The sequence below is a fragment of the Psychrobacter sp. CX90 genome (assembly GCF_057396305.2).
Window position 1 is genome coordinate 2,460,416 of sequence record NZ_CM182008.1, and the last position, 22,660, is coordinate 2,483,075.

The following is a 22,660-nucleotide window of genomic DNA, read 5'->3' on the forward strand; positions in this document are numbered from 1 at the left end:
TGATTATGAGAAAACCCGCCCATAGCATACTATGGGCGGATTTTAATTTGAGGGTTAACAATTAACTAGATTTGGGCGTGACTGGATTGAGCGTATCCAGTACTTGATAGCTCGTCACTCAAGTTGCTGTGATCAAACTGAGTACACATTTTTTAAACCCGTGTTAGTGAGATAGTGATGTGAACATTATGACGTTAACAGTGTATTTAGATACTATTAATCTTGCATAAATATCTATCAATAAGTGATTAAAAACTATCTTGCTCAGTGGGTCAATGAACCGCTTAAGCCACAGGGTTAGTATCTACCTCAGGGTTTTGTTTTTCCCACTTATCTGCTGCTGCCAGCATCTTTTTAATGAGGTAGGACGATAAAAAGGCAATAACAGTAATACCTGCTGCAAATAGCGTTAACATCATGAAAAATCCACCATAGCTTTCAACCGCAATGGCTTGTGTTAACTTGGTGCCTTTGTCTAGTGCAATTGATGTCGATAATACCGCACCAATAATGCCACTTACCGCCATCGCTACCATAAATAAGCTCACTGAAAAGCTAGATATATTTTTAGGAGCAACGGACAAAATATAAGCAACTACCAAACTCCCCACAATCACTTCTGAAAATGCTTGGAAGAAATGCACAACTAAAAATATTTCTGGACTTAACACAGCCTCTTCGCCTATCGTTTGCATGGCCATTGTCAAAACAGCAAAAGATATGGTGGTAAAAATAAAAGCAAACCCAACCTTGGTTGGTGTACTAAAAAACATATTACGCTTCTCTAAGCGATTAGTAATAAAGGCAATGACCGGACCAGCAACCGCACACCACAACGGATTCATTACCATAGAGCCCTCTGGCTGAATGGGGATGATGCCGAATAAATCACCCCGCATAGTGTTGATTGCCACTATATTCATCGAGGTCATGACTTGCCCATAATAAACAAAGAAGGCAATCGTCAAAAATATCATGATTAAAATAGTGCCCATCCGTAGCATGGTTGAGCGCGCTGCTTTAAGCATCAAAAAGATGAAATAACCAATGGCAACCGTACTGATAGCATACACAATGTATTGCCCTGTATCCATATCGTTGAACATATAGAAAACAACCGCCAACATAGCGGTACTTAAACCAATAAATTTTATCCAGTTGCTTATAGGTACAGGCGTTCTATCAATATCATCTGCGCCAGCAACCAACGGCTTACGCACTAACAGTAAGGACAATACACCCAGCCCACACATAAGCGCCGCCAGCATAAAGTTGCCTTTATAAGCGATAACTAAGGTTAAGAAGGGAAAAATATACTGACCCAAAAATGCGCCCACATTATTCACAGAATAGTTTATGGGGTACACTTTTTCAAAGTCTTCTTGAGAATTAAAGGTCGTTTTAAATAAGGTTGGGTAGTTTGTCGACATAAGACCACGGCCATAACTGGCAAGTGCTATACCCATCAAACTCATGGGAATGTTTGTACCGAGCGCACTAATCGTTAATAGCAAATAGCCTGCTGTAAAAGTGACATAGCCAATGGTTAATGAGCGATAAGCCCCGAGCAAACGGTCGCCAATCATGCCGCCTGCAATAGAGAATAAAGTACCCACTGCAGAAAACGCACCAATGACCATTAAGGTATCAGCTTCGCTATATTTTAATTCTTCCAAAAAAAATGGTGTTAAAACAATCATAACACCGTAAAAAGATAAGCCAAATGCCATTTGGCAAAACATCATGGCTAAGTTTCTTTTATTAAACACACGCCACCTATTTTATTATCTAGTTATTCATTTCAGGCGGCATTATAAGCCTAAAACCTCATAAACTCACTGATAAATAAGTGTTTTTTCGTGAGTCGTGTCTCCAGAATGACTTCATCCCTCTAGACACCGACACCTGCAAGCCCTGAAACGGTGCAAGCTGTTAATAATAATGGACTGGTTAGAATTAAGGCTAGTGCCAGTTTAATAGTTGTCATCATGCGTTATCCTTAGTTATTTATTTAGATGACACTTATATTGACCGATATAGCAATGGTGATAAATAAGAAAACCGTTACAACTTCTTGCTCTTGTATGCATACCAACATGCTCACGTACCTCCATGCTCATGACTGTCTTAAAATTGATTAAGGGATAGTCAATATGATTATAAATAAGGCATAATTAATAAGCTCGGTAGTTAACTCGATATTTGTTAATGAATCAAATCATTGTTAAAGATATTTTGAGTGATTAGAAATAAATCGCCATAGTGATACACAAGAAGGATAAGTATGACTTTTCAAACTAAAAACCCTATCAAAAATTTGATGTTACCACTTGCATTAGCCACTATAACTGCCTTAAGCGGTTGTGCAACAACCTCAACTCCACAATCCCGCTTGGCTTATAACAACACCCAACAATCTCTAAAGTCGCAACCTGTTAGTATCGTCAGCGATGGCTGTTTGGTGCGTATAGAAATGGGCAAAGATGACATTTTATATCAGCAGTCAGATTTAGCCTCAATTGCAATGATGCATACGGTAAGAGAGGCACTCAGTGAAAAAGGACTGACGGTTGCAAATACGGTTGCGCCATTCGTATGCGGGACTATATCTAAAGAGGATTCAACTAAAGTAGATATTTTGGTAACCGCTGATGCCAAGGATAAGCTGAACACCGAGTATCCGCTGTTAGGCTCAACCAATACGTTTGATGCCGCCACCAATCAAGCCTATTTAAACTTATTTAAGGTGCTAGATAAGGATAAACGTAAAGCCAGCATTGAGGCAAAGGGTACCAGTATTAATTTAGGTTTGGATGCAGCGACGTCAAATAAATTGCAAAACTTGCTTGGCACAAACAAAGTTTTCGTGTCAATGGTCAGTGGCTCTAAACCTTCGTTTGGCTATTCAATGGCAGTGGGTGTTACTACAGCCATCGCTTCAGCAGGCACGGGGTTTTCAACGCCGCAACAAGGTCAATATCATAGCTTGTATTTAATCAATTTGGCGGATAATACGATTGAATGGGGTAAATCGACGCCGTTTGCGGGAAAAGTGTTTAAGATGCCTGTTGATGAACGTTTTAAGTACAAGGAGATTCTTATGCCCTTATATGAGTCAGAGTAAGCATTTAGATATAGCTTGGCAGACAAATTTTAGGTATAAAAAACCGTTACAGCGTATTGCTATAACGTTTTTTTAGCCCTAGGCAAACTAAAATTCTGATTATTTAATACATGAGTTTTAGATACTAAGGGGAAGTTGTGTAGGAAGTTTAGCTATTAAGTAAGGGCTATTCAAATCTAAAACTGTTTATCAAGGATAGCTTTCCCAATAGTCGGCAATAACGGCTGGGAAACAATAGTCTTTTGGCATAACAGTAATCGCAATCGGGGTTAATATTGATTTAGTGACCCCGCCGACGCTCTCGCATTGGGCGCTATCCTCGATATCGTAATGAACGACTCTCAGGGTGTTCTCGGGACACAAATCTGAACAGTGAAATTCTTCAAGGACATTCACGCCATTATGGACACCTATTACTGCACTTGATGTATTCGATGCGGGTTGGCGATCGTCTTGCTTTGCAATAGCGACAAGCTGTGCGTCTGATAAGGTATCATTATCTGTGGTCGGATGATTGGGGGTTGTTAAGCATGCTGATAGACTTGCAAGCATTAGGCTTGCTGTGAGTAGTTTGAGGGTGTTTTTGGTAAGGCTTTTAGTGATGGACATAAGCATTTCTCTATTAGGTGTTGTTTTACACTATAGCAGAATCGATAAACCACTATGGACTTGGGCTGTGGCAGGTTTTACTTATCGTTAAATAGGGTTATTGTTGGATACTAAACGACTTACTCTATACTCTATAAACTTAACTATCAAAACAATTAGTTAACGATAAGTAAATATTACTCTAAGAAAATAATAATGGCATTTACCTTTAAGGCCTTCAAAAAAATGCATCTGATGATTTTAGCCAGCGCACTGGTATTTGGCTGCTCTCAAATTAACGACACTACACACCATCAAGTCTTAAGCTAAAACAATAATTATGACTCTACCTCTCCCCTTCCTATCACTCATTTTCCAACTACCTTACCTGATGACTGTCTAGACGGTAACGCAAAATTGTATGATGAATGTGGTGACCAAGTAGATATTCTCAACTCTGCCATTGCACAAGCTTAAATAGAGTCTAAAAATGTACTCATTGTTTATGGGGGTGAATGGTGTATTTGGTGTCATGTTATAGATAATTATTTTAAAGGTCAATTTCAAACTTTTGATGATGAATGGCGCTACGCTGACGGCGATATTCAAACGTGGGCGATGCGTGAAAAAGTAATACCCAAGGATATTAGCGATGCCAAAGCTTTAAATAAGTATGTGGCGAATAATTTTGTTGTCGCTCCCATTGATGGTAGTTATGCTAATGGTAATGAGGCTATAGCTACGACAGGATATGATATAAACCAGCTATATTACGCTCCCATTGTGCTTGTACTAGATAATAAAGGGAAATATGCAGGTACAATGCCGTCAAGTGATGCCATTGAAGGGTTTGAAATTCGTGAGAGTGGTGGGGAGGAGTTTAGAGGCTATAATCGTGAGATTTTATTAGAACAGTTAAAGTTACTGAAAGCTAAGACGACAAATTAGCCGTTTTTTATCACAAGCTTTAAAAATTAAGATAACCTTACAAGATGTGGGGTTCAGTCCATTAAAGCTACCTTTATAAAAGTGCATTGGTAAACTTTAAATTTTAATGTATTGTTTAATGCTTCTCAAAGATTGGCGACACAATCTTTTAATTTAGCTTACACTAAATAATCGACTAAACCATCGAGTAAAGTGGACAATACAACACTATATAGTTTAATAAAGTAGCCTATAAATCAATGATTGTTAGCTGGTGTTAGCTGGTTATTCATACTCAGTGTCATAAAACTATGACTATGTCTATTAATTAACAGTAATATTAGATAAACTATTGAGTTTTCACTTGTTCTATTTCCTTTATCTGCAACTCAAACTTCTCTATTAAAGGTCTTCCCTTATATGAACATACTGATGAATAAACCCACCCTCTTAACGTCTAGTCTCTTAACGTCTATTTTAATGCTGACAGCATGTGGTGGTGGTGGAGATAGTAGTAGCTCTAATACGACATCGCCCTCTGTTGAAAACCCTCCCATGACAGTGCCACCAAAACCAGAAGCGACTGAGTTAAATGTGCTTAGCGGTGTGGTGACAGACAGCTATGGTACCCCGCTTCAAAACGCCAAGGTTACACTGGATGATAATACGATTGTAACCGATAAGTCTGGCAGCTATAAATTTGATATAGATGCTGCTAATGTTACTGGAACCGACACCCGTATCGTATTGGTCAAAAAGCCAGGGTATCAAACGCTGGTAAAAGAAGTCTCTTTTGTGCCTAACAAAGCTTATGCATTGGACATTGCTTTGGCTGAAAATCAATATACGGAACTGGTTGAATCAACTGATGATATTCTTACCCATCTTGATTCCGGCGTTAAGGTTTATAATTTCTTTGACACTTTATACGACAGCATCATTAATACCGACGGTAGCGCTTTTAACGGTACAGCAAAGCTATCCATAAATTATTATAACCCAGAGACGGCAAAGGGTATGCTTAGCCTAGCCAAACCATTCTCTGGTCAAGATAAAGATGGCAGTAACAAGATCGACCTTGCCAATGTTGGCATGATTGAAATGACATTGAATGATGCTGATGGTCAACCTTTAGCGATTAAAGACGGTAAGGAAGTGGAGCTGACGTTCCCCAGTACACTAACCGATCAAAACTTAGATACTATCGCGCTTTGGTATTATGATGAAGCCAAAATGTCTTGGATAAAAGAGGGCGTAGCGCAGCGTAATGACGACGGAAACTATGAAGGCCGAGTGACACATACTGGAATTTGGGCTATCAATATACCCTTGAATGAACACTCTGCGGTGGTAACTGGCTGTGTTATTGATAGTGATTCCAACCAATCTCCTACCCTGTTTGACGCTATGATAGGCGGTCAAGGTTATATAAAACATGCCAGTTTGGAGGATGGGACGTTTAAAGTTTCGGTGCCTATTAATACGCCTCTACTACTTGCGCCTGTAGGCCCTATCGTCGATTTTGACAACGTTATCATACCCGCGTTAGCACGTAATGAGGTTTATAATATCAATAATGGCGCATGTATCGTGACTTCTAAAGGGGATACAGGCGAGCAAGTCACTTTAACCACTCAAGAAAATGATTTTATTGAGCAACTCGCTAATTTACCGACGATTGTTAAACCTTCTATAATTTCAGCCGTATTTAAGCAACCGTTAACCCTACCGATCACTCAAGATGACTTAGTGGGCTATCAGTTTGATATCGTTACTGATTCAGAAGTTGATGAAGATAACCCTTCGGCTACGTCCGTTACAGATATCGTTTATAAAACGTTAAAAGCTGATGTTGATAACAAAGATAGTAACTACGACTCCGTCAACTATTTTATGCAATCTTTGTTTGCCGATAACACGCAGTATGTTGACAAATATAGGTTTTGGTCGAGTCACATTATTACCCCTAACGGGATTTCTGCTAGTAGCCAACAAGGGGGACACTATAAAGGCCCCTACTTAGACAATATGGACAATTACCAAACAGCCATTGCAGCGGTTATTAGCTATGATACTACGTTTAAAAATAATCAGTTAATTAGAGATTTTTATGACACTTTACGCATTGTGACGACTTATAAAGATAACTCTTTAGCAGCTCAAAGCATTGGTGAGGTACTGTTTAAAAGTTTACCTAAAACGGATACTAATTCTGACATTATTAACGCTTTAAATCGTTTACCTAAAGCCATCAGCACTTTTGATAATCAGGCCAGTTGTAAAGTAATAGCCAATAGAAAAACCAATAGTGACTATATTGAATATTATAGTATTAGTGGACAGTCTGCAAACTATGCTTCTATACAGAAGCCTTTGGTCAATACGGTAAGTGGCTCATGGTTTGACAATAACCCGCTACATTGGACGGCTGAAATGGCCACTGATGCGTCTGGTATATCTAGAGCCGTCATCAATTATGACAATGGCACTTATAACGAAGGCATTTATGTGAGAGCAAATGCGTTAACGGTCAGCAATGCTGAAAAGCAACACTGTGATATTTATAATAAAGCAGCTAAAGATCAGATTTTAGAAGCCCTTAGTAAGATTACTTTGCCTAAGGTTTAAGGTTATGGAGGGTTTATACTAAAGACCCATTCAATTTGATTTGAACCCCCTAAGTTAGGCATAGCTTAGAGGGTTCATCTCATTTTATAGTGGCGTTTTTTTACTCCAACTAGAGTAAAGATTAAAGTCTGGGTCTTAAATTTTAATGACTAAGAGTAAGCTGTTGATTAATGATTGCGGGTTACTGATAGTTATCTAACAGGGGCTATTTAGATTTAAACCACTTATTAAGGATAGCTTTCCCAATAGTCGGCAATAACGGCTGGGAAACAATAGTCTTTTGGCATAACAGTAATCGCAATCGGGGTTAATATTGATTTAGTGACACCGCCAACACTTTCGCATTGAGCACTATCCTCGATATCGTAATGAACGACTCTCAGTGTGTTCTCGGGACACAAATCTGAACAGTGAAATTCTTCAAGGACATTCACGCCATTATGGACACCTATTATTGTACCCGATGTATTTGATGCGGGTTGGCGATCGTCTTGCTTTGCAATAGCGACAAGCTGTGCGTCTGATAAGGTGTCATTATCTGTGGTTGCCCATATTGTCATTTTTTTGCCATGAGTAAACTAATATTAGATACTAAGAGCTCGTTTTGATTCAATCACATCAATACAGCGTCAATCATCCATCATTTATCAAACAATGTTGGGCAATTAATTTGATAATTTTTGCTAAACAATGCTAAATTAAACTCAAATTGTATTAACAGATTGAACCTATGAGCAAATTACTGCGAAAACATTTAGAAGACCGAGAAATAAAAAAAGGATTAGGACAAGTCTCTGCCTTTACTGCCTTGGCTTTAGGTATCCTTACCTCGCTTACCGCGCTGTGTTTTTTATTCCCTAATCTGCTCACCACGCCAGATTTTAGACCCTTATATGATACAAATATTTTACGAGGCATGTTGTTTGCCAGTATCGTTATTGGCTTTGTCTCAGGTGTCATTAGCCTACTGCGTAATCCGTCAAAACGGTGGGGCATGGCGGGTATGTTTCTCAATGCCCTTGCAGCGCTGCTCGCCTCAGGACAGATTGAACCCAATTACTACGACCGTAGTGTCTATGCAGGCTTGGACTATTTTATTTTGACCCTGTTAATTTCGGCGTTGGTGTTTATTCCAATGGAGCGGTTTTATGCTAAATATAAAGAGCAAAAGCTGCTACGATCTGGCTGGGTAACCGACATTAAATACTTTATGTTTAGCCATTTGGGTATTCAGCTACTCAGTTTTTTTACCATCATTCCTGCACAGATGTTATTTAACCAGTGGCTCAACCCCACATGGCATCAGCTCGTCAGCGGTCAGCCTTTAGTGCTGCAATTTATAGAAATTCTAATTGTAGTGGATTTCTTTAGTTACTGGATTCATCGCACGATGCACGAAGTCCCGTTTTTATGGCGCATCCATGCGGTGCACCATTCTTCGCATCAAATGGACTGGCTGGCAGCGAGTCGGGTGCATGTGTTTGAGCTGATTGTAAACCGTTTTGTGGGTTATATACCGTTATTATTTATGGGCTTCTCTCCAGCGGCAACTTATGCTTATTTGGTATTCATCTCTTTTCATGCCATTTTTATTCACGCTAACGTCCGTTTCCGTTTTCCCTATTTTCGCTGGCTGCTTGCAACGCCAGAGTTCCATCATTGGCATCACTCGTCAGAAAAAGAGGCGTGGGATAAAAACTTTGCCGCATTTTTACCCATTTATGATGTGATATTCAAAACCGCTCATCAGCCCGCTCACCTACCCAAAAAATATGGGACGACATCAAATACAAAAGTACCTGAGGGTTTTGTGGCGCAAATGGTCTATCCGCTGCAAAATGAAAAGCGTAAGACAAATTGATTTAGCTATCCTAGTTTAAATACAGGGTAGCTGTTCCCGCTTGTATGTTAAAAAAACCATAGATAAGAGTTAACCATAGCTATGGTAGCAGGTAGAGTGAGCTAGTGATCCCGCTATAGCCAAAGAGCTCGACGCAAAGATAAAGCCCTCTACCTGTATTTCTTTAAATTGAATGGTATCAAAGTGCCTTAGAAATTGAAACTAAGAGACACTGTATTCACAAGGGAAATGCAAAGAAATGACCTATCAAGTATACGTTGGAATTGACATATCCAAAGCTAAATTTGACGCAACATGGCTAAACAGAGACGGTAAAAAAGTTAAAAACAAAGCCCACAGCAAAACCTTTACTAATGACGAAAAAGGCTTTGCAATCTTTACCAAATGGCTAGCAAAGCAAAGCACAAACAAGAAACCGGATGAGTGTCTTATCGTCATGGAAGCCACAGGCATATACTATGAGAACCTAGCCTATGATTTACATAGTAAAGGCTACACAGTAGCCGTTATTAATCCGGCATATGCCAAACAATTTGCAGGTGCCATCGGCAGTCATCATAAAACCGACAAACAAGACGCGTACGTACTCGTGCAATACGCCTATACAAGGCACCCTAAAGCATGGGAGCCAGAACCTGAGCACGTCAGGAAGCTCAAGTATCTGCTAGACCGTTTAGACACGCTCAAGGCGGATAAAAAGCGAGAAAGCAACCGTTTAGAAAAAGTTGAATCTAGAAAAAGCTATGACAACGATATCGCCCAATCTATACAACAAGTGATAGACACTTATAACGAACAAATAGAGATCATCCAAGCCAAAATAGATAAACACATAGATAATCATCCTGACTTAAAGTCAGGCTATGACAACCTAGTTAGCATTCCAAGCATAGGTAAGACAGTCGCACCGAATGTATTGTCGTTACTCCTATCTAAAGACTTTAAGGATGCTTCACAATGTGCCTCATTTGTTGGATTAACCCCTATACATATACAGTCAGGAATCTTTAAAGGAAGAAGCCGTATTAGTAAAAAAGGGGATGGCAACCTACGATCGAAGTTGTTTATGTGTGCTTTATCTGCAATTAGTTGCAATCCTGATGTTAAGCAACTATATGAGCGACTGCTGAAGAGAGGAAAATGCAAAAAAGTGGCTTTGATAGCAGGTATGAGAAAGTTATTACAGATTTGCTATGGTGTGATAAAGCACCAAAGCAAATACAAACCTCAAGTTGCTATTTAATAGTAATTTGAGTTGACATATAAGATGGTATCTTTTTGCTTGTCGTTGGCAGGGCGTGGCGCGCAGCGCCTAAGCCTAGCGGTGTTTAATAAAGTATAAGTAAACTAATTTCGCATTTCAATTAACTGTAACACGTATCTGAAACCCTCTCTATTTAACCAACCATTTCTAAAAACTCCTCCACAGAAACAACTTGAGTCTTAGAGCCAATAAAATAATAACAGGCTTGTGCTTTCTTCCTAAACTTTTCATCTGAAGATAGAAGATAGTTAAAGTGCCAAGCTATTGCAGTATGCCTAGCATCCAACATAGATGCATCATGAAACCCTTTCTTATTAGTAACATTCTGAAATTTATCTGGAAAATAACCTACCCAATTTAATAGTAAGAACATATACTCAATTTTATTTTCAATATTTTGTTCATCATAGGATAGTAAAGTAAAAAAGTTTGGGTCATAGTTAACTAATCGACTCACAATCTCTTTTAATACTTCTGTTGGAGGATACGATTCAATATTATCTAATCTAGAATCATTAACAATGGTTTGAAAATGACTCATCTTCGAGTTCATTGAAGGGATTCAATTTGCTTGTTAAATACTTTGAAGAACGCTCACTTAATTTATCTATAGTCTTTTTTAAAATTGGTAACTTTGAAGATAAGGAAGAGAATGGTGTAACAACAATCTCATTAATCAATGAGTTAAAACTTTCTTGAATTGTTGTTCCAGTATTAATGCCATTCAAGCTTTGAATCAAATTTTTGTGTTTATCTTCAAGTCTTTGAGAAAATGAGCTGTTCTTTACTTCAAAATACTCTTGGTAGATTACTTTTGAGTTAGGAGATTTATTCTTAAATCTAGAATGCCAATATATTCCATGCAATATATTTAATGCATCTAAATGTTCTACTACAAATTTTTCATTTTTTATTTTATTAACTTCTACAAGATTATATTCAGAATAAACGAGTTGATAATCTGGCAGTTTTAATACTTTAAATAGCTTAACAAATTTAAAATCATTTATTTTTATTTTAGATAATCGTAATTCAGATAAAACATTTTGGTCTAAATATACTGTTATTGTCGACATAATTCATCCCAGACTTATAATACTCACCTCTTAACCTTTCTTTTCACCGCTACAACTACCTGCCAAAGTAATATTGAGAAAAATATATAATATAACAAACTAAAAAACTCCATTCCCGTAACCAGAAATCTTGACATAGGTTGAAATCCATTAGCAAATTCATTGGGTAAAAATCCTAAAATCTCCACGAATTTAGGATAATATTCATTTTTATTTGAATAAATACATTTATGAATAAATAGCACAGCTGCATAAGGAATAGTTATGGACATTAATAAAATTATTGGACGAATGTAATTAGTACCAAATCTTGATAAAAATTCATTTATTTCTAGAACGAAGAGTTCTGCTTTAGTTTCTCTATCGTACTTATTTAAGACTATCTTCTCTAAATCTGATTTGTATACCTTCATCTCCATCATAAAAAACCTATTTGCTTCAATTTGGTTACCTATAGAGTCAAACGAGTATTTAATTATACGAAAGGTCTCTCTATTTGTGTTTAACTGACTTACTTTAGCTCTAAGGAAATTGGGATTCTCTTTCAAGTTTGCACGTTCAAAATCTAGACCCGAATGAAACTGAGCCTCTCTAAAGTTAGAGAAACTCATAAATGTCGTATATATAAATTCAGCTATATATTCTTCTTTATAATTATTTTCTACTCCAAACTGGACCTTTTCAAACCCAGCAAAATCTTCAAAAATACTTTTATAGAAACAGGCTTCCTTAAATCTACTACCAAATGCATCGAAAACCTTTTCAACATTAGAGTTTTTAAATAACATTGTAACTATATTTGACTCTTTTATCTCTAGTTTCAAGTTAAATATGGTGTCTTCAATTAATAAACTTGATATTTCAAAATTATTTAGTTTCAAACTTTCATCGAAAATACAATTATTCACTTCTAAAAAATAAATTTTATTAAGATGGTTCCCTTCATCATCTTTTATTTGATAAAACACCTCAGCCTCAAATTTGCAATCTCTAATAGTTATGTCTTTTAAGTAGTTACAATTATAAAAGACTCTATGCTTATATACATTGTCATCAGGTCTATCTCCACTCGGTGCTACAGTAACGTCTCCATTAAAAGTACAATGGGAAAAAACAGTATCGTAAGCATTTTCAAGTAAAAATACAGGATAAATACTATAGGAATTTTCGAAATTACAACTATCAAAAAAAATATTAGTCTCTTTTAAATGCATACAGTTTAAATAAAAGTGACAGTTCAAAAAATGAATACTTTTAAATAACTTTAATGTTTTAAGATAATCAAACCAGTCCCTACTATCTCTTGTAGGGAAGTGGACACTTGAAAATACAATATCAATTCCACTTAAATAACCCTTAATCAACTCTGAATCATATAAACTATTGCTTTTATCCATAAATTCTTTAATCTCATAAACGAGATCATCAGCTTGGTTTGCTGGAACAGGATTGAAATATCCTTCTGCAAAGAAGTCTAATATATAGTTATTCAATTGAATAACAAACTCTGATAATAAACTGTTATGCCAATCCTTTGTATAACTACTCTTCTGACAGTGTAATGCGCATCTACTAAAATCATTGAAAGAAATGTTTGAACAACCTTCCATATTGCACTCTGACTTAATAGTGAAGACTTTGTTAATATTATTTTCTACCCCTATTTCAGCCACTATATGTTCCTTGTTATTTTTTTATGTAATTGGTCTAGTCAGTCATCTTCCCAGAGTTGCAAAAGTATTACATAATTTATTAAAAACGAATATACCTTCATATCGGCAAACTTTAATTATTAACTGAACACGCGTGATAGAACGGTTTAGCCCCGATTGTAGCAGTGGTACTTGCTTGGATACTGCTTTAAAGTAACTTATCCCATCCCCTCTAATCCCATTCATCAAAGTCATGCCACAGACTAAAATGGGCGAATGAATAAAGTAAAACAAATACAATCTCAATTATTAATGCAGCAATCGCATAAAACAAATCCGCTTTAAACCAATAAAATGCGGGAATTAAACAAATAAGTATGGCGACTTTTATACCATGGCCTAGGTTCGCCCATAAACTATCTCGATGAGTAAATTCTTCTTTGATAGATATTATAAAGTCTTTGAACATCTTTTAATCTTACATATCAGCCTTTAACTCTACTTATACCACTATTTAAATTGATTTAATACCATAAAAAATGCCACCATAAATATGGTGGCGTTCTTTTTGCCTTTGCCGAGGGACGAGGCGCGGATATAGCGTTTAAAGGGGAACGGGACTTTGACCCGCATATTTCTTCCTTATGATGGAACTGCGATAATGAAGCCATGCTTTTAAAACTTTTGCTTTTGTCCTTAAAGCTAACACAAGCATTATCTCCACCCTATCACAATTACCTTTAGAGCCTACAACGCCTCCAACTGCGCCATCTGCTCACTCATCACTTTTAACTGACCTTGCAACTCCTCAAGCTTCGCCTTTTCCGCATCCACAACGGCAGGCGGTGCTTTACTCACAAAACCTTCGTTACCCAGTTTGCGCTCGATACCGTCCGCTTGTTTTTGCAATTTTTCTTGCGCTTTAGCAAGGCGGTTCAGCTCGGCAGTCGGGTCAATTAGCCCTTTCATTGGGACTAAAATACGCAGTTTACCGACCATGCTAGATGAAGAAAGAGGAACCTCTTCACCCTCTTTTACAATAGTTAAGCTCTCAACCTTGGCAAGCGCTTTAAACTGGTTTTCGATGCGATTTAGACGTTCGGTTTCATCCTGAGTGATATTCTCCAGTAACACAGGCAAACGCACCGCATTACCCAGCTTCATCTCGCCTCGGATGTTACGCACGCCAGCGATAAGGGCTTGTAGCCATGCCATGTCGGCTTCAACCTGCTCGATGATTTGGCTGTTGTCCGCTTGTGGATAGTCGGCAATCACGATGCTGTCGGTATCTTTGCGATCAAGCAAGGGCGTAATAGTCTGCCAAATTTCTTCGGTCAGATACGGCATAATCGGATGAGTAAAACGTAGCGCTGTCTCTAATACGTTAAGTAGCACGTAGCGAATTTGCGCCTTGCGCTCATTGCTAACGCTGTCATCATTGAGACTGGCTTTGGCAAGTTCCACATACCAATCACAGTATTCATTCCAGATAAATTCGTAAATATCTTGACTGACCATATCAAGGCGATATTGGGCAAAATGCTGATGGATATTGCTGATGGTCGAGTTAAGACGACTCATAATCCATTTTTCAGGCAATTCCCATACGTCGGGGTTGGCGCTTTGGTCGATGGGTAATGCGGTTACCTCTTCGCCTTCTGCCACTTTATCAACACAGTTCATGAGTACAAAACGGCTGGCGTTCCAAATTTTGTTGGCAAAGTTGCGATAGCCCTCAACCCGTTTTAGGTCAAAGTTGATATCACGACCCGTACTAGCTAAGGATGTAAAGGTAAAGCGCAACGCATCGGTACCAAAGGCAGGAATACCCTCAGGGAACTCTTTTCGAGTTTGTTTTTCAATCTTTTTGGCGTCTTTGGGATTCATCATGTTACTGGTACGTTTTTCGACCAGAGACTCCAAGTCAATACCGTCAATCAAGTCAATTGGGTCAAGCACGTTGCCCTTCGATTTCGACATTTTTTGACCGTTGCTGTCACGAACCAGTCCATGCACATAGACCTTTTTGAATGGAACTTGCGGGCTACCATCTTTATTCTTCATAAAGTGCATGGTCAGCATTATCATGCGGGCTACCCAGAAGAAGATAATGTCAAAGCCTGTCACCAACACGCTGGTCGGGTGGAACGTCTCAAGCACTCGCTTGTCATCCGCACTGTTATTAACAAGCAGGTCGCCCCAACCCAAGGTGCTAAATGTCCATAATCCTGAGCTAAACCATGTATCTAACACGTCTTCATCTTGACGCAGCTCTAAGCTGTCAGCTAGATTGTATTTTTGGCGTACTTCCGCCTCATCACGTGCCACATAAATGTTGTCGTCATTGTCATACCAAGCAGGGATACGATGCCCCCACCACAATTGACGGCTGATACACCAGTCTTGAATGTCGGTCATCCATGCCATATACATGTTTTTGTATTGAGCAGGCACAAACTCAATACTGCCGTCTTCCACCGCATCAATCGCAGGTTTGGCAAGTTGCTCCATCGCCACATACCATTGATCCGTCAACCACGGTTCAACAATCACGCCACTACGGTCACCACGAGGTGCTTTAAGTTGGTAGTCTTCGATGTCCTCTAGCCAGCCTTCAGTTTTGGCTTGAGCAACCAATTGCTTACGGGCTTCAAAACGCTCAAGACCTATGTAGGCTTCGGGCGTTGGTTCAAGCTGTGGGTCACGGGTTTGCAGATCTGGATAAATTTCCATCGCTGGCAAAATATGCGCGTATTTATCAAAGATGTTTATCAATGGCGTGTCATGACGACGACCCAATTCATAATCGTTAAAGTCGTGCGCTGGGGTAATTTTAACCACGCCCGTACCAAACTCGATATCGACATAATCATCTGCCACAATCGGCACTATCCGACCTGTTATGGGCAAAGTAATGGTTTTGCCAACTAAGTGCGCATAACGCTCATCTTTTGGATTGACCGCAACGGCTGTATCGCCTAATAAGGTTTCAGGGCGAGTGGTTGCTACGACCACATGATCTTTGCCGTCTTGGGTTTTAACCGATTTATCCGTAAAGAAATAACGGAAGTGCCACAACGAGCCTTTTTCGTCATGGTTTTCAACTTCTAAGTCCGATAATGCCGTTTGGAATTTCGGATCCCAATTCACTAATCGTTTACCCCGATAAATTAAGCCATCTTCATGCAAACGCACAAATACTTCTTTAACCGCATTGGACAAGCCCTCATCCATAGTGAAGCGCTCACGTGACCAATCGACCGAACTACCTAAACGGCGGATTTGACGGGTAATGTTATCGCCCGACTCTTCCTTCCACTCCCATACTTTGTCAATAAAGTCTTCGCGGGTCAGTTCGGTACGCTTAATACCCTCAGCATTAAGGCGACGCTCAACTACCATTTGCGTAGCGATACCCGCATGGTCGGTGCCCGGTTGCCAAAGCGTGTTGTCGCCTAGCATACGGTGATAACGGGTTAAGGAGTCCATGATAGCGTTGTTAAAACCATGCCCCATGTGCAAGCTGCCTGTGACGTTTGGTGGTGGCAGGGCAATAGAGAACGACTCCTTGCTATCAAAGCTGGGTTTAAAATAGCCGTTATCTTCCCAGCGCTGATACATACCTTGCTCGACATCGCTTGGGTTGTAGGCGTTTTCTAATTGTTTTAAGGCAGATTGGATAGAGGTGGTTAGTTCAGTTAAATTTGTATTTGCGTTGGGGTTGTTCATAATTGAATTGTCTTATTTTTGGTGGTCTTTTGAATGAATAGATTGAATAAAGTTAATGATAGAGTGATTTTAACGCAGATTGGGGGATTTTGTTAGCGTCATATCAAATCAACATAGAGTAGAGTTATATATCCCTATTTTATGGTTAACGTTTAGATATGAAAAAGCTCAATCACAACAATGATTGAGCTTTGGAAACCCATCTCGATGATAGAATAACCACATTTAACGAATGACTAAAATCAAACCATCGGCAACGGTGGCGGAATCTTCGGATTATCAATGGTATAAACTGCTGTACCATAAGCAATGGCTTCGACCATACTGCCCGTTGCATTGATACTGGTTACCTCTAAACGTATCCCAAACACTTGATTATAGCCCATAAATTGAGCTTCAAGCTTCATGCGTACTAACGCTTCACGCCTGGCACGATCCAGCAGCGTCTCGTAGGTCACTAGGTTTTTGCCAAATAAATTAAGAATCCCTGCCACAATCATCTTGAAGTAATCTTGCGCAATAACCACACTGCCCATGACCACAGCACCTTCGGTATCAGGGGCAATAGTTGGCCGATAAAACCGTTCGCTAGACACAATGATATAACCCAACTCTTTTTCAGAAACCGCCAATTGACGCAGGTGATCTTGTTCATTATAACGGCCAAAAAACCAGCCAATGGCAAATAGGCCGATAAAAATGAGGTTATTCATTAAAAAGTCGAACACTATATCCATGACTGAAACGCCCTTTAGTAAAATTAAAAAGTAACGTTAATGAGTGTCATTGGATGACGGTTTAGCGGGTGACATGGGCATGGGAGGTAAACGATCCCTCTCAGATTGAGCAGCGTGAGATTGCTCTAGGTCATGATGCGGCTGATAAGGCTTTGGGGGTAAGGGTACCGCTTTGACTGCCGTGCCATAGACAAATAGCTCTGATGCCCCTTGCGCTATGCTTGAAGTAGAAAAACGCAACCCGACGATGGCATCAGCGCCTAAAGCTTCCGCTTTTACTTTCATACGCTCTACTGCTTCTTGGCGGGACTCCTCAAGCAGTTCAGTGTAAGCAGTCAACTCACCACCAACGATATTTTTTAGGCCTGCGAATATATCCTTACCCACATGCTTTGAGCGCACTGTACTGCCATAAACAACGTCTAAGCGCTCAGTAATGGTATATCCCGGTAAGTGCTCTAGGTTTGAAAGTTGCATAGTATTCTTTACCCAATCAAAAAATCAGTCATCCGTGTTAAACAATAAAAACAACTCACTTAAATTGCCTTCAATACTGTTAGCCATTTGCGCCAGCGCGTCTTCATCTCGGCGAATTTCTGCCAATTCCTCATTTTCGCCTGTATTGCCTTCAGCATCAATGGTATCGATACCACTAAAGACCATCATAGGTAGCGTTAACATAGCGACATCTTCGGCAGTGTCTTCATCGTCAAACCAATCTACATTTTCATCACCATACATGGCATCTACAAAGCCAATTGACCATGCAGTTAAATCAGACTCAAAGGAGAAATCTACTTCGCCGCTATCTTCATTGGCTTCAAGAGGTAATTCAACGCCCTCTTCGCTTTTTAACTTTTCAAAAAGCTCATCTCGCCATGCTTCAATAGCTTCTTTTACGCTGTCATCCACTTTATTGTCTTGGCCTTCAAACAATAATGAAGGCCAGTTCGGCAGGGGCTTGCCTACCAACGTCGCCATTAAAAAACCATGGGTGGCGATACTATCTAGACCATGTTCATTGGCATCAGAATCGAGGTAATCTTTTAGGTCATCTAAAGTCATCGTGGTATCTTCTTATAATGGTTGTTTTAAAGAGGTCAAAGATGTGTCTGTATCTGTGTGCTTATCGCTTAGACACTTAATATAGAAGCTTGAAATCAAAATATTGAAACGTTTAAAAATTGGATGAGTTTGGCGGTCGAAGGTCGAATTATCAGATAACACGTATATTCAGTAAATAATTAAACACATGGTTAATAGGGTAAATGGTTAGTTTAATAAAGTAACTTGTAAAAAAATAGCTTGCAAGATAGCAAACCTCTGGCTTGCCTACAAAGCGTTGCCATGGTTAGCAACGCATGATAAATATTGTTAAGCAAATCCCTGTTATAGGGCTATATAAGATTATGTAACCTTATATAATAATAAAGGCATTATAAAATGAGGGGATTACATAATAAGGGTATTAAACGTCGTCATCCTCATCATCTTCTACAAGATCATCGTCAAAATCGTCATCGTTAAGATCAAGGTCGTCATCGTCTAGGTCATCATCAAAATCATCGTCAAAACCATCTTTTAACTCACGCGCCAGACGCTTTTCCTCTAACATATTGTCAATAAGACGGCGCTTCTCTAAACTGGTTAAAACGGCCGTTGTATCTGGCTCATCCACCTTTTTTGCGTCATCATCATCATCGAAGTTATCATCATCGAAATCATCAATATCATTATCACTCACGTTACTGTCCTCTTGATTTGTTAGCTAACAATTAAACCGTTTGAGTGTTGACGGATTTTGTTGGTTGGTCGTTTATTGTCTGAAATTATATGCGAATCATCTTATAAAAATCATCAACCATCAAGTGTTATTTTTACATTGTCATAATCTGCTATCAATTATAGCCATCAAACTCAGTTAAATTCATTGTGAGGGCTGTTGTTTCAATGTCAATGCTAAGAACCTAACGCTGACCGGATAACAATACAGCATTTCTTACCTCAACTAGCCGCTGCATCATCGCATCACTGGTGCCCTTAACAATAGAGCAATCACGTTCATATACTGTTGTTGGGTTGCTTAAATTTTCCAATTGCATATGCCCGCTAAGCTGTTTCACACCTTCAGTAGGTAACAATGCAAGCACGTCATTGGCTTTTGCTCTATGGCGCACGACTTGTTGCATCTCTTCAGCCACTGCGTCATCACTCACACCTGCATAGACTTCTAAAGCAAATCTTTGCAATTCACGATGCTTGATATAGGTCACTTGATTGAGCATAACAAAAACCTTGGCAAGCATCACTGCGGCTAAGGCTGCCTTGCTAAGGCTACCCCTGTTTATAAATTCAACATTGGCCCCATTAGCATCAAATATGGGTTCATTGTTAATCTTAACACCGTATAGCAACGGCTGCTTTAATAGTTCATCAAGTGTACGCTGCAACAACTGAGTACATAGAGCAAAGTATGGCTTTGATTGCTCAAGCGCAAGTGTCCCAATCAGCTTACTTGGATCGTGGAACCGAATTTGCACTGTCGCAACCTCTATAGGGCGATTACTCATTAAAACTTTACGTGGATAGGGAACGGTAGCCCCCTGTCGCATCGTACCGCTTGCCGACATGTGTTGGGGATGACCTTCAACACCTTGACTGCTTGCGTTACCTTGTCTGTATACTCTTGATGACGTACTGATGCCATCAGAGGGCGCATTATCATCATTTAAAACAGCATCGATGTCGTCATTAGCAAATTTTGAGTCGTTATGTGTCTGCCTTGCCTGTGCGTCATCTCTATTGTCTTCGTTAGCACGTTGATCACCCTCTAGAGTCTTATCGTCTTGATGGGCTTGTACATATTGATTGACAGCTTGATGGACATCAAAACCTGTATTGCTCTCATTAACGGTGTCAGTCAAGCCATCGTCATAGTCTTCAACCTCGTCATCCGGCAGCCGACTGCGACGTGAGCGACTAATAAACCTAGAGCCTTGCTGCTCAATCAAATGATCTTGAATATCTCGGCTCAATGCAGCAAGCTGCTCACGTGTTGGCCGTGCCATATAGCCATAAATGAGCCACAATAACAGATGCACGATGAAGGAGCCCAAAATGTATATCCACTGGGAGGCAATGATTTCGCCTTTGCTCGTGTCCCGTAGCGTCAAGGTTACCTTACCGATAATATTGTCGCCTAGAATCACTGGCTGAGAAATCTCATCACCACTCAACAGTTGCGCTTGACCCGTTTGCAGCAGCACGTCATCGTCGATATCTCGAACTGTCACGCTTGCAACATGGTTTTCACTGGTATATCTACCCGTCAAAACACTTAAGCTGACTTTATCTTTGCTTAACAAAGGCAGTTTAACTTCGTCAACGAGCTGAACTAACATCCGCTCTGCTGTCTGCTTTTTAAGCGCATCAAGCTGTTGATCGGTGCTGATAATCAGCAACGTCGCTTGAATAAAAAAACTAATAAGAATAATTATGGCAAACAGGCCTTGCCGTGGCGCTAAATACGTCATGTTATGCTAAACTTTTGTAAAAGATGAGGGGGTGCTCTAATTTTGGCACGTCCTATTATTCCTAATCTTGCGTACGCTTACAAGGGGCTTAGCTGACCATGACAAAAAATACTACAACTAATTATCAAAATAACAGCTTCAGTACAGAAAAAACACCCTCCGAGATCACAGCAAACTTCGCCAGCTTTGGATCCGGAATGGCACAGCACCTAAAGGGTTGGCTGCGTGCATTACAACAAGCCAATGACTTATTGCCACGTCATTTACGCTTTGACGATGTTAATCTTGACGATTTAAATAATTCTAATAATAAAATATCACTTGATCTAATTGAGCAACTTGAAACCCTACCGGTATTCTCGCTATCAGTTGTTGTACATCAACAAGCTCTTATTAATGAGGGGAATACAAATAAAAAGACTCAATTTGAATCACATATTAAGGAATGGGCTACCCAAAACCCTTTATGGCAAATTATTAAAGTACCTTATGCACATGATAACTTAGAGGACCACTCAGGTAGTGACCGGCTAACTTCAGTATTTACATATCGCTATGTGCTTTTGCCAACAGATGCCTCTACCATGCAGCCCAATAAAAAGGCGGCCGCTGCCCGTCTTTTAGATGATGGTATAACCGCACATCTGCGCCAATTTATTGATACATTACCGATCACAGCAGATCTGGGCGGTGATGCAGCTATAGACTGTCATATTATCTCGCTTGCCAAAATGTTACGCCCCCATCGTTTAGTGTGTTTTGACATGGACTCCACTTTAATCGAACAAGAGGTAATTGTAGAGCTAGCAAAGCATGCAGGGATTGGCGAGCAAGTCAGCGAAATTACCGAGTCTGCAATGCGTGGAGAAATCGATTTTGATACGTCATTTAGCAACCGTGTTGCCCTACTCGAAAATTTATCAACTGACGTACTCGATGAAGTCCAAAGTAAATTAACATTGTCAGCTGGTGCACGCACCTTGATGGCCAACTTAAAAAAGCTTGGTTATCACACCATGCTGGTATCTGGTGGTTTTACTTATTTTGCTAAACGCATCGCCCAAGAGCTTGGCATCGATGAGGTCTATGCCAACGAGCTTGATATAGAAGAGAATATCGTTACCGGTAATGTCATCCTACCCATCGTTAATGGTGAGCGCAAAGCGGCTTTGGTTGAACAGGTAGCTCAGCGTCTTGGTATTAACGCCGCACAGGTCGTCTGTGTCGGTGATGGCGCAAACGATTTACCCATGATGACCTATGCAGATCTAGGTGTCGCTTACCATGCCAAACCTATTGTGCGTTCACGTGCTGATGCTGCCATTAACGCGACTGGACTAGAAGGGGTGCTTTATGTCTTGGGATACGCTGCTCAAGATTTATTGTAAAGTTGGTTTTAAATAGTTGGTATAACACTGCTATTAAAATCCGTTTAATACTACATACAAATAAAACTTTTATGACAGTTTAGAGATTAAATTTAGCGCAAAATATTTCTATAACACTGTCACAAAAGTTTCATATAAAATATTTGTTGGTAA

General features: G+C 39.5%; 19 protein-coding genes. 6 read left to right on the plus strand and 13 right to left on the minus strand.

What is annotated here, in order from left to right; translation table 11 throughout:
• Nucleotides 1-284: 284 nt before the first annotated feature.
• A complete protein-coding gene (locus tag AC2SLN_RS09765) occupies nt 285-1,745 on the minus strand; it encodes an MFS transporter (RefSeq protein WP_495057332.1) in 1,461 nt (486 codons plus the stop codon).
• 539 nt (nt 1,746-2,284) lie between these two features.
• Here AC2SLN_RS09765 and AC2SLN_RS09770 point away from each other — a divergent pair.
• Complete coding sequence (locus AC2SLN_RS09770) at nt 2,285-3,124, plus strand: hypothetical protein (protein ID WP_486550448.1); 840 nt, start codon at nt 2,285-2,287, stop codon at nt 3,122-3,124.
• Between the two features lie 189 nt (nt 3,125-3,313).
• Here AC2SLN_RS09770 and AC2SLN_RS09775 read toward each other — a convergent pair whose 3' ends face one another.
• Entirely contained in the window at nt 3,314-3,733 is a 420-nt protein-coding gene (locus AC2SLN_RS09775; RefSeq protein WP_486550446.1) for a hypothetical protein, read from the minus strand.
• A gap of 597 nt (nt 3,734-4,330) precedes the next feature.
• Here AC2SLN_RS09775 and AC2SLN_RS09780 point away from each other — a divergent pair.
• Nucleotides 4,331-4,660, plus strand: coding sequence for a hypothetical protein (locus AC2SLN_RS09780; protein ID WP_486550444.1), 330 nt, complete (start codon nt 4,331-4,333; stop codon nt 4,658-4,660).
• Between the two features lie 399 nt (nt 4,661-5,059).
• Nucleotides 5,060-7,267: a carboxypeptidase-like regulatory domain-containing protein gene (locus tag AC2SLN_RS09785; RefSeq protein ID WP_486550442.1), complete on the plus strand. Its 2,208-nt coding sequence runs from the start codon at nt 5,060-5,062 to the stop codon at nt 7,265-7,267.
• A gap of 227 nt (nt 7,268-7,494) precedes the next feature.
• Here the strand turns inward: AC2SLN_RS09785 and AC2SLN_RS09790 are convergent, their stop codons facing one another.
• Complete coding sequence (locus tag AC2SLN_RS09790; protein WP_486550440.1) at nt 7,495-7,827, minus strand: hypothetical protein; 333 nt, start codon at nt 7,825-7,827, stop codon at nt 7,495-7,497.
• A 170-nt stretch (nt 7,828-7,997) separates the two neighbouring features.
• On the opposite strand from AC2SLN_RS09790, the gene AC2SLN_RS09795 reads away from it, so the two are divergent.
• The gene (locus AC2SLN_RS09795) at nt 7,998-9,128 is read left to right on the plus strand and encodes a sterol desaturase family protein (RefSeq protein ID WP_486550439.1); all 1,131 of its coding nucleotides are present in this window, start codon (nt 7,998-8,000) and stop codon (nt 9,126-9,128) included.
• Nucleotides 9,129-9,366: 238 nt separating this feature from the next.
• Nucleotides 9,367-10,371, plus strand: coding sequence for an IS110 family RNA-guided transposase (locus tag AC2SLN_RS09800; RefSeq protein ID WP_495057330.1), 1,005 nt, complete (start codon nt 9,367-9,369; stop codon nt 10,369-10,371).
• 154 nt (nt 10,372-10,525) lie between these two features.
• Here the strand turns inward: AC2SLN_RS09800 and AC2SLN_RS09805 are convergent, their stop codons facing one another.
• The 10 genes from AC2SLN_RS09805 to AC2SLN_RS09850 all read right to left on the minus strand — a co-directional run bounded on the left by AC2SLN_RS09805 (nt 10,526) and on the right by AC2SLN_RS09850 (nt 21,119).
• Nucleotides 10,526-10,933, minus strand: coding sequence for a hypothetical protein (locus tag AC2SLN_RS09805; RefSeq protein WP_486549102.1), 408 nt, complete (start codon nt 10,931-10,933; stop codon nt 10,526-10,528).
• On the minus strand, nt 10,908-11,468 hold the full coding sequence (locus AC2SLN_RS09810; protein WP_486549103.1) for a hypothetical protein: 561 nt from the start codon (nt 11,466-11,468) through the stop codon (nt 10,908-10,910). The genes AC2SLN_RS09805 and AC2SLN_RS09810 overlap by 26 nt, the downstream gene beginning before the upstream one ends.
• Nucleotides 11,469-11,491: 23 nt before the next feature.
• Nucleotides 11,492-13,141, minus strand: coding sequence for a hypothetical protein (locus AC2SLN_RS09815; protein WP_486549104.1), 1,650 nt, complete (start codon nt 13,139-13,141; stop codon nt 11,492-11,494).
• A 211-nt stretch (nt 13,142-13,352) separates the two neighbouring features.
• Nucleotides 13,353-13,589, minus strand: a complete 237-nt coding sequence (locus AC2SLN_RS09820) for a hypothetical protein (protein WP_486549105.1) — start codon at nt 13,587-13,589, stop codon at nt 13,353-13,355.
• A gap of 278 nt (nt 13,590-13,867) precedes the next feature.
• On the minus strand, nt 13,868-16,849 hold the full coding sequence (locus AC2SLN_RS09825; protein WP_486549106.1) for a valine--tRNA ligase: 2,982 nt from the start codon (nt 16,847-16,849) through the stop codon (nt 13,868-13,870).
• Between the two features lie 242 nt (nt 16,850-17,091).
• Nucleotides 17,092-17,586, minus strand: a complete 495-nt coding sequence (locus AC2SLN_RS09830) for a YbjQ family protein (RefSeq protein ID WP_486549107.1) — start codon at nt 17,584-17,586, stop codon at nt 17,092-17,094.
• A gap of 36 nt (nt 17,587-17,622) precedes the next feature.
• Nucleotides 17,623-18,063, minus strand: coding sequence for a YbjQ family protein (locus AC2SLN_RS09835; protein ID WP_486549108.1), 441 nt, complete (start codon nt 18,061-18,063; stop codon nt 17,623-17,625).
• Nucleotides 18,064-18,087: 24 nt separating this feature from the next.
• Nucleotides 18,088-18,651: a UPF0149 family protein gene (locus AC2SLN_RS09840; RefSeq protein ID WP_486549109.1), complete on the minus strand. Its 564-nt coding sequence runs from the start codon at nt 18,649-18,651 to the stop codon at nt 18,088-18,090.
• Between the two features lie 403 nt (nt 18,652-19,054).
• Nucleotides 19,055-19,330, minus strand: a complete 276-nt coding sequence (locus tag AC2SLN_RS09845; RefSeq protein WP_486549110.1) for a PA3496 family putative envelope integrity protein — start codon at nt 19,328-19,330, stop codon at nt 19,055-19,057.
• Nucleotides 19,331-19,553: 223 nt separating this feature from the next.
• Nucleotides 19,554-21,119 carry a hypothetical protein gene (locus AC2SLN_RS09850; protein ID WP_486549111.1) on the minus strand — a complete coding sequence of 522 codons (1,566 nt, stop codon included), beginning with the start codon at nt 21,117-21,119 and terminating at the stop codon, nt 19,554-19,556.
• A 98-nt stretch (nt 21,120-21,217) separates the two neighbouring features.
• Between AC2SLN_RS09850 and serB the strand changes: the two genes are divergently transcribed.
• Nucleotides 21,218-22,507 carry a phosphoserine phosphatase SerB gene (serB, locus tag AC2SLN_RS09855; RefSeq protein WP_486549112.1) on the plus strand — a complete coding sequence of 430 codons (1,290 nt, stop codon included), beginning with the start codon at nt 21,218-21,220 and terminating at the stop codon, nt 22,505-22,507.
• Nucleotides 22,508-22,660: the final 153 nt, after the last annotated feature.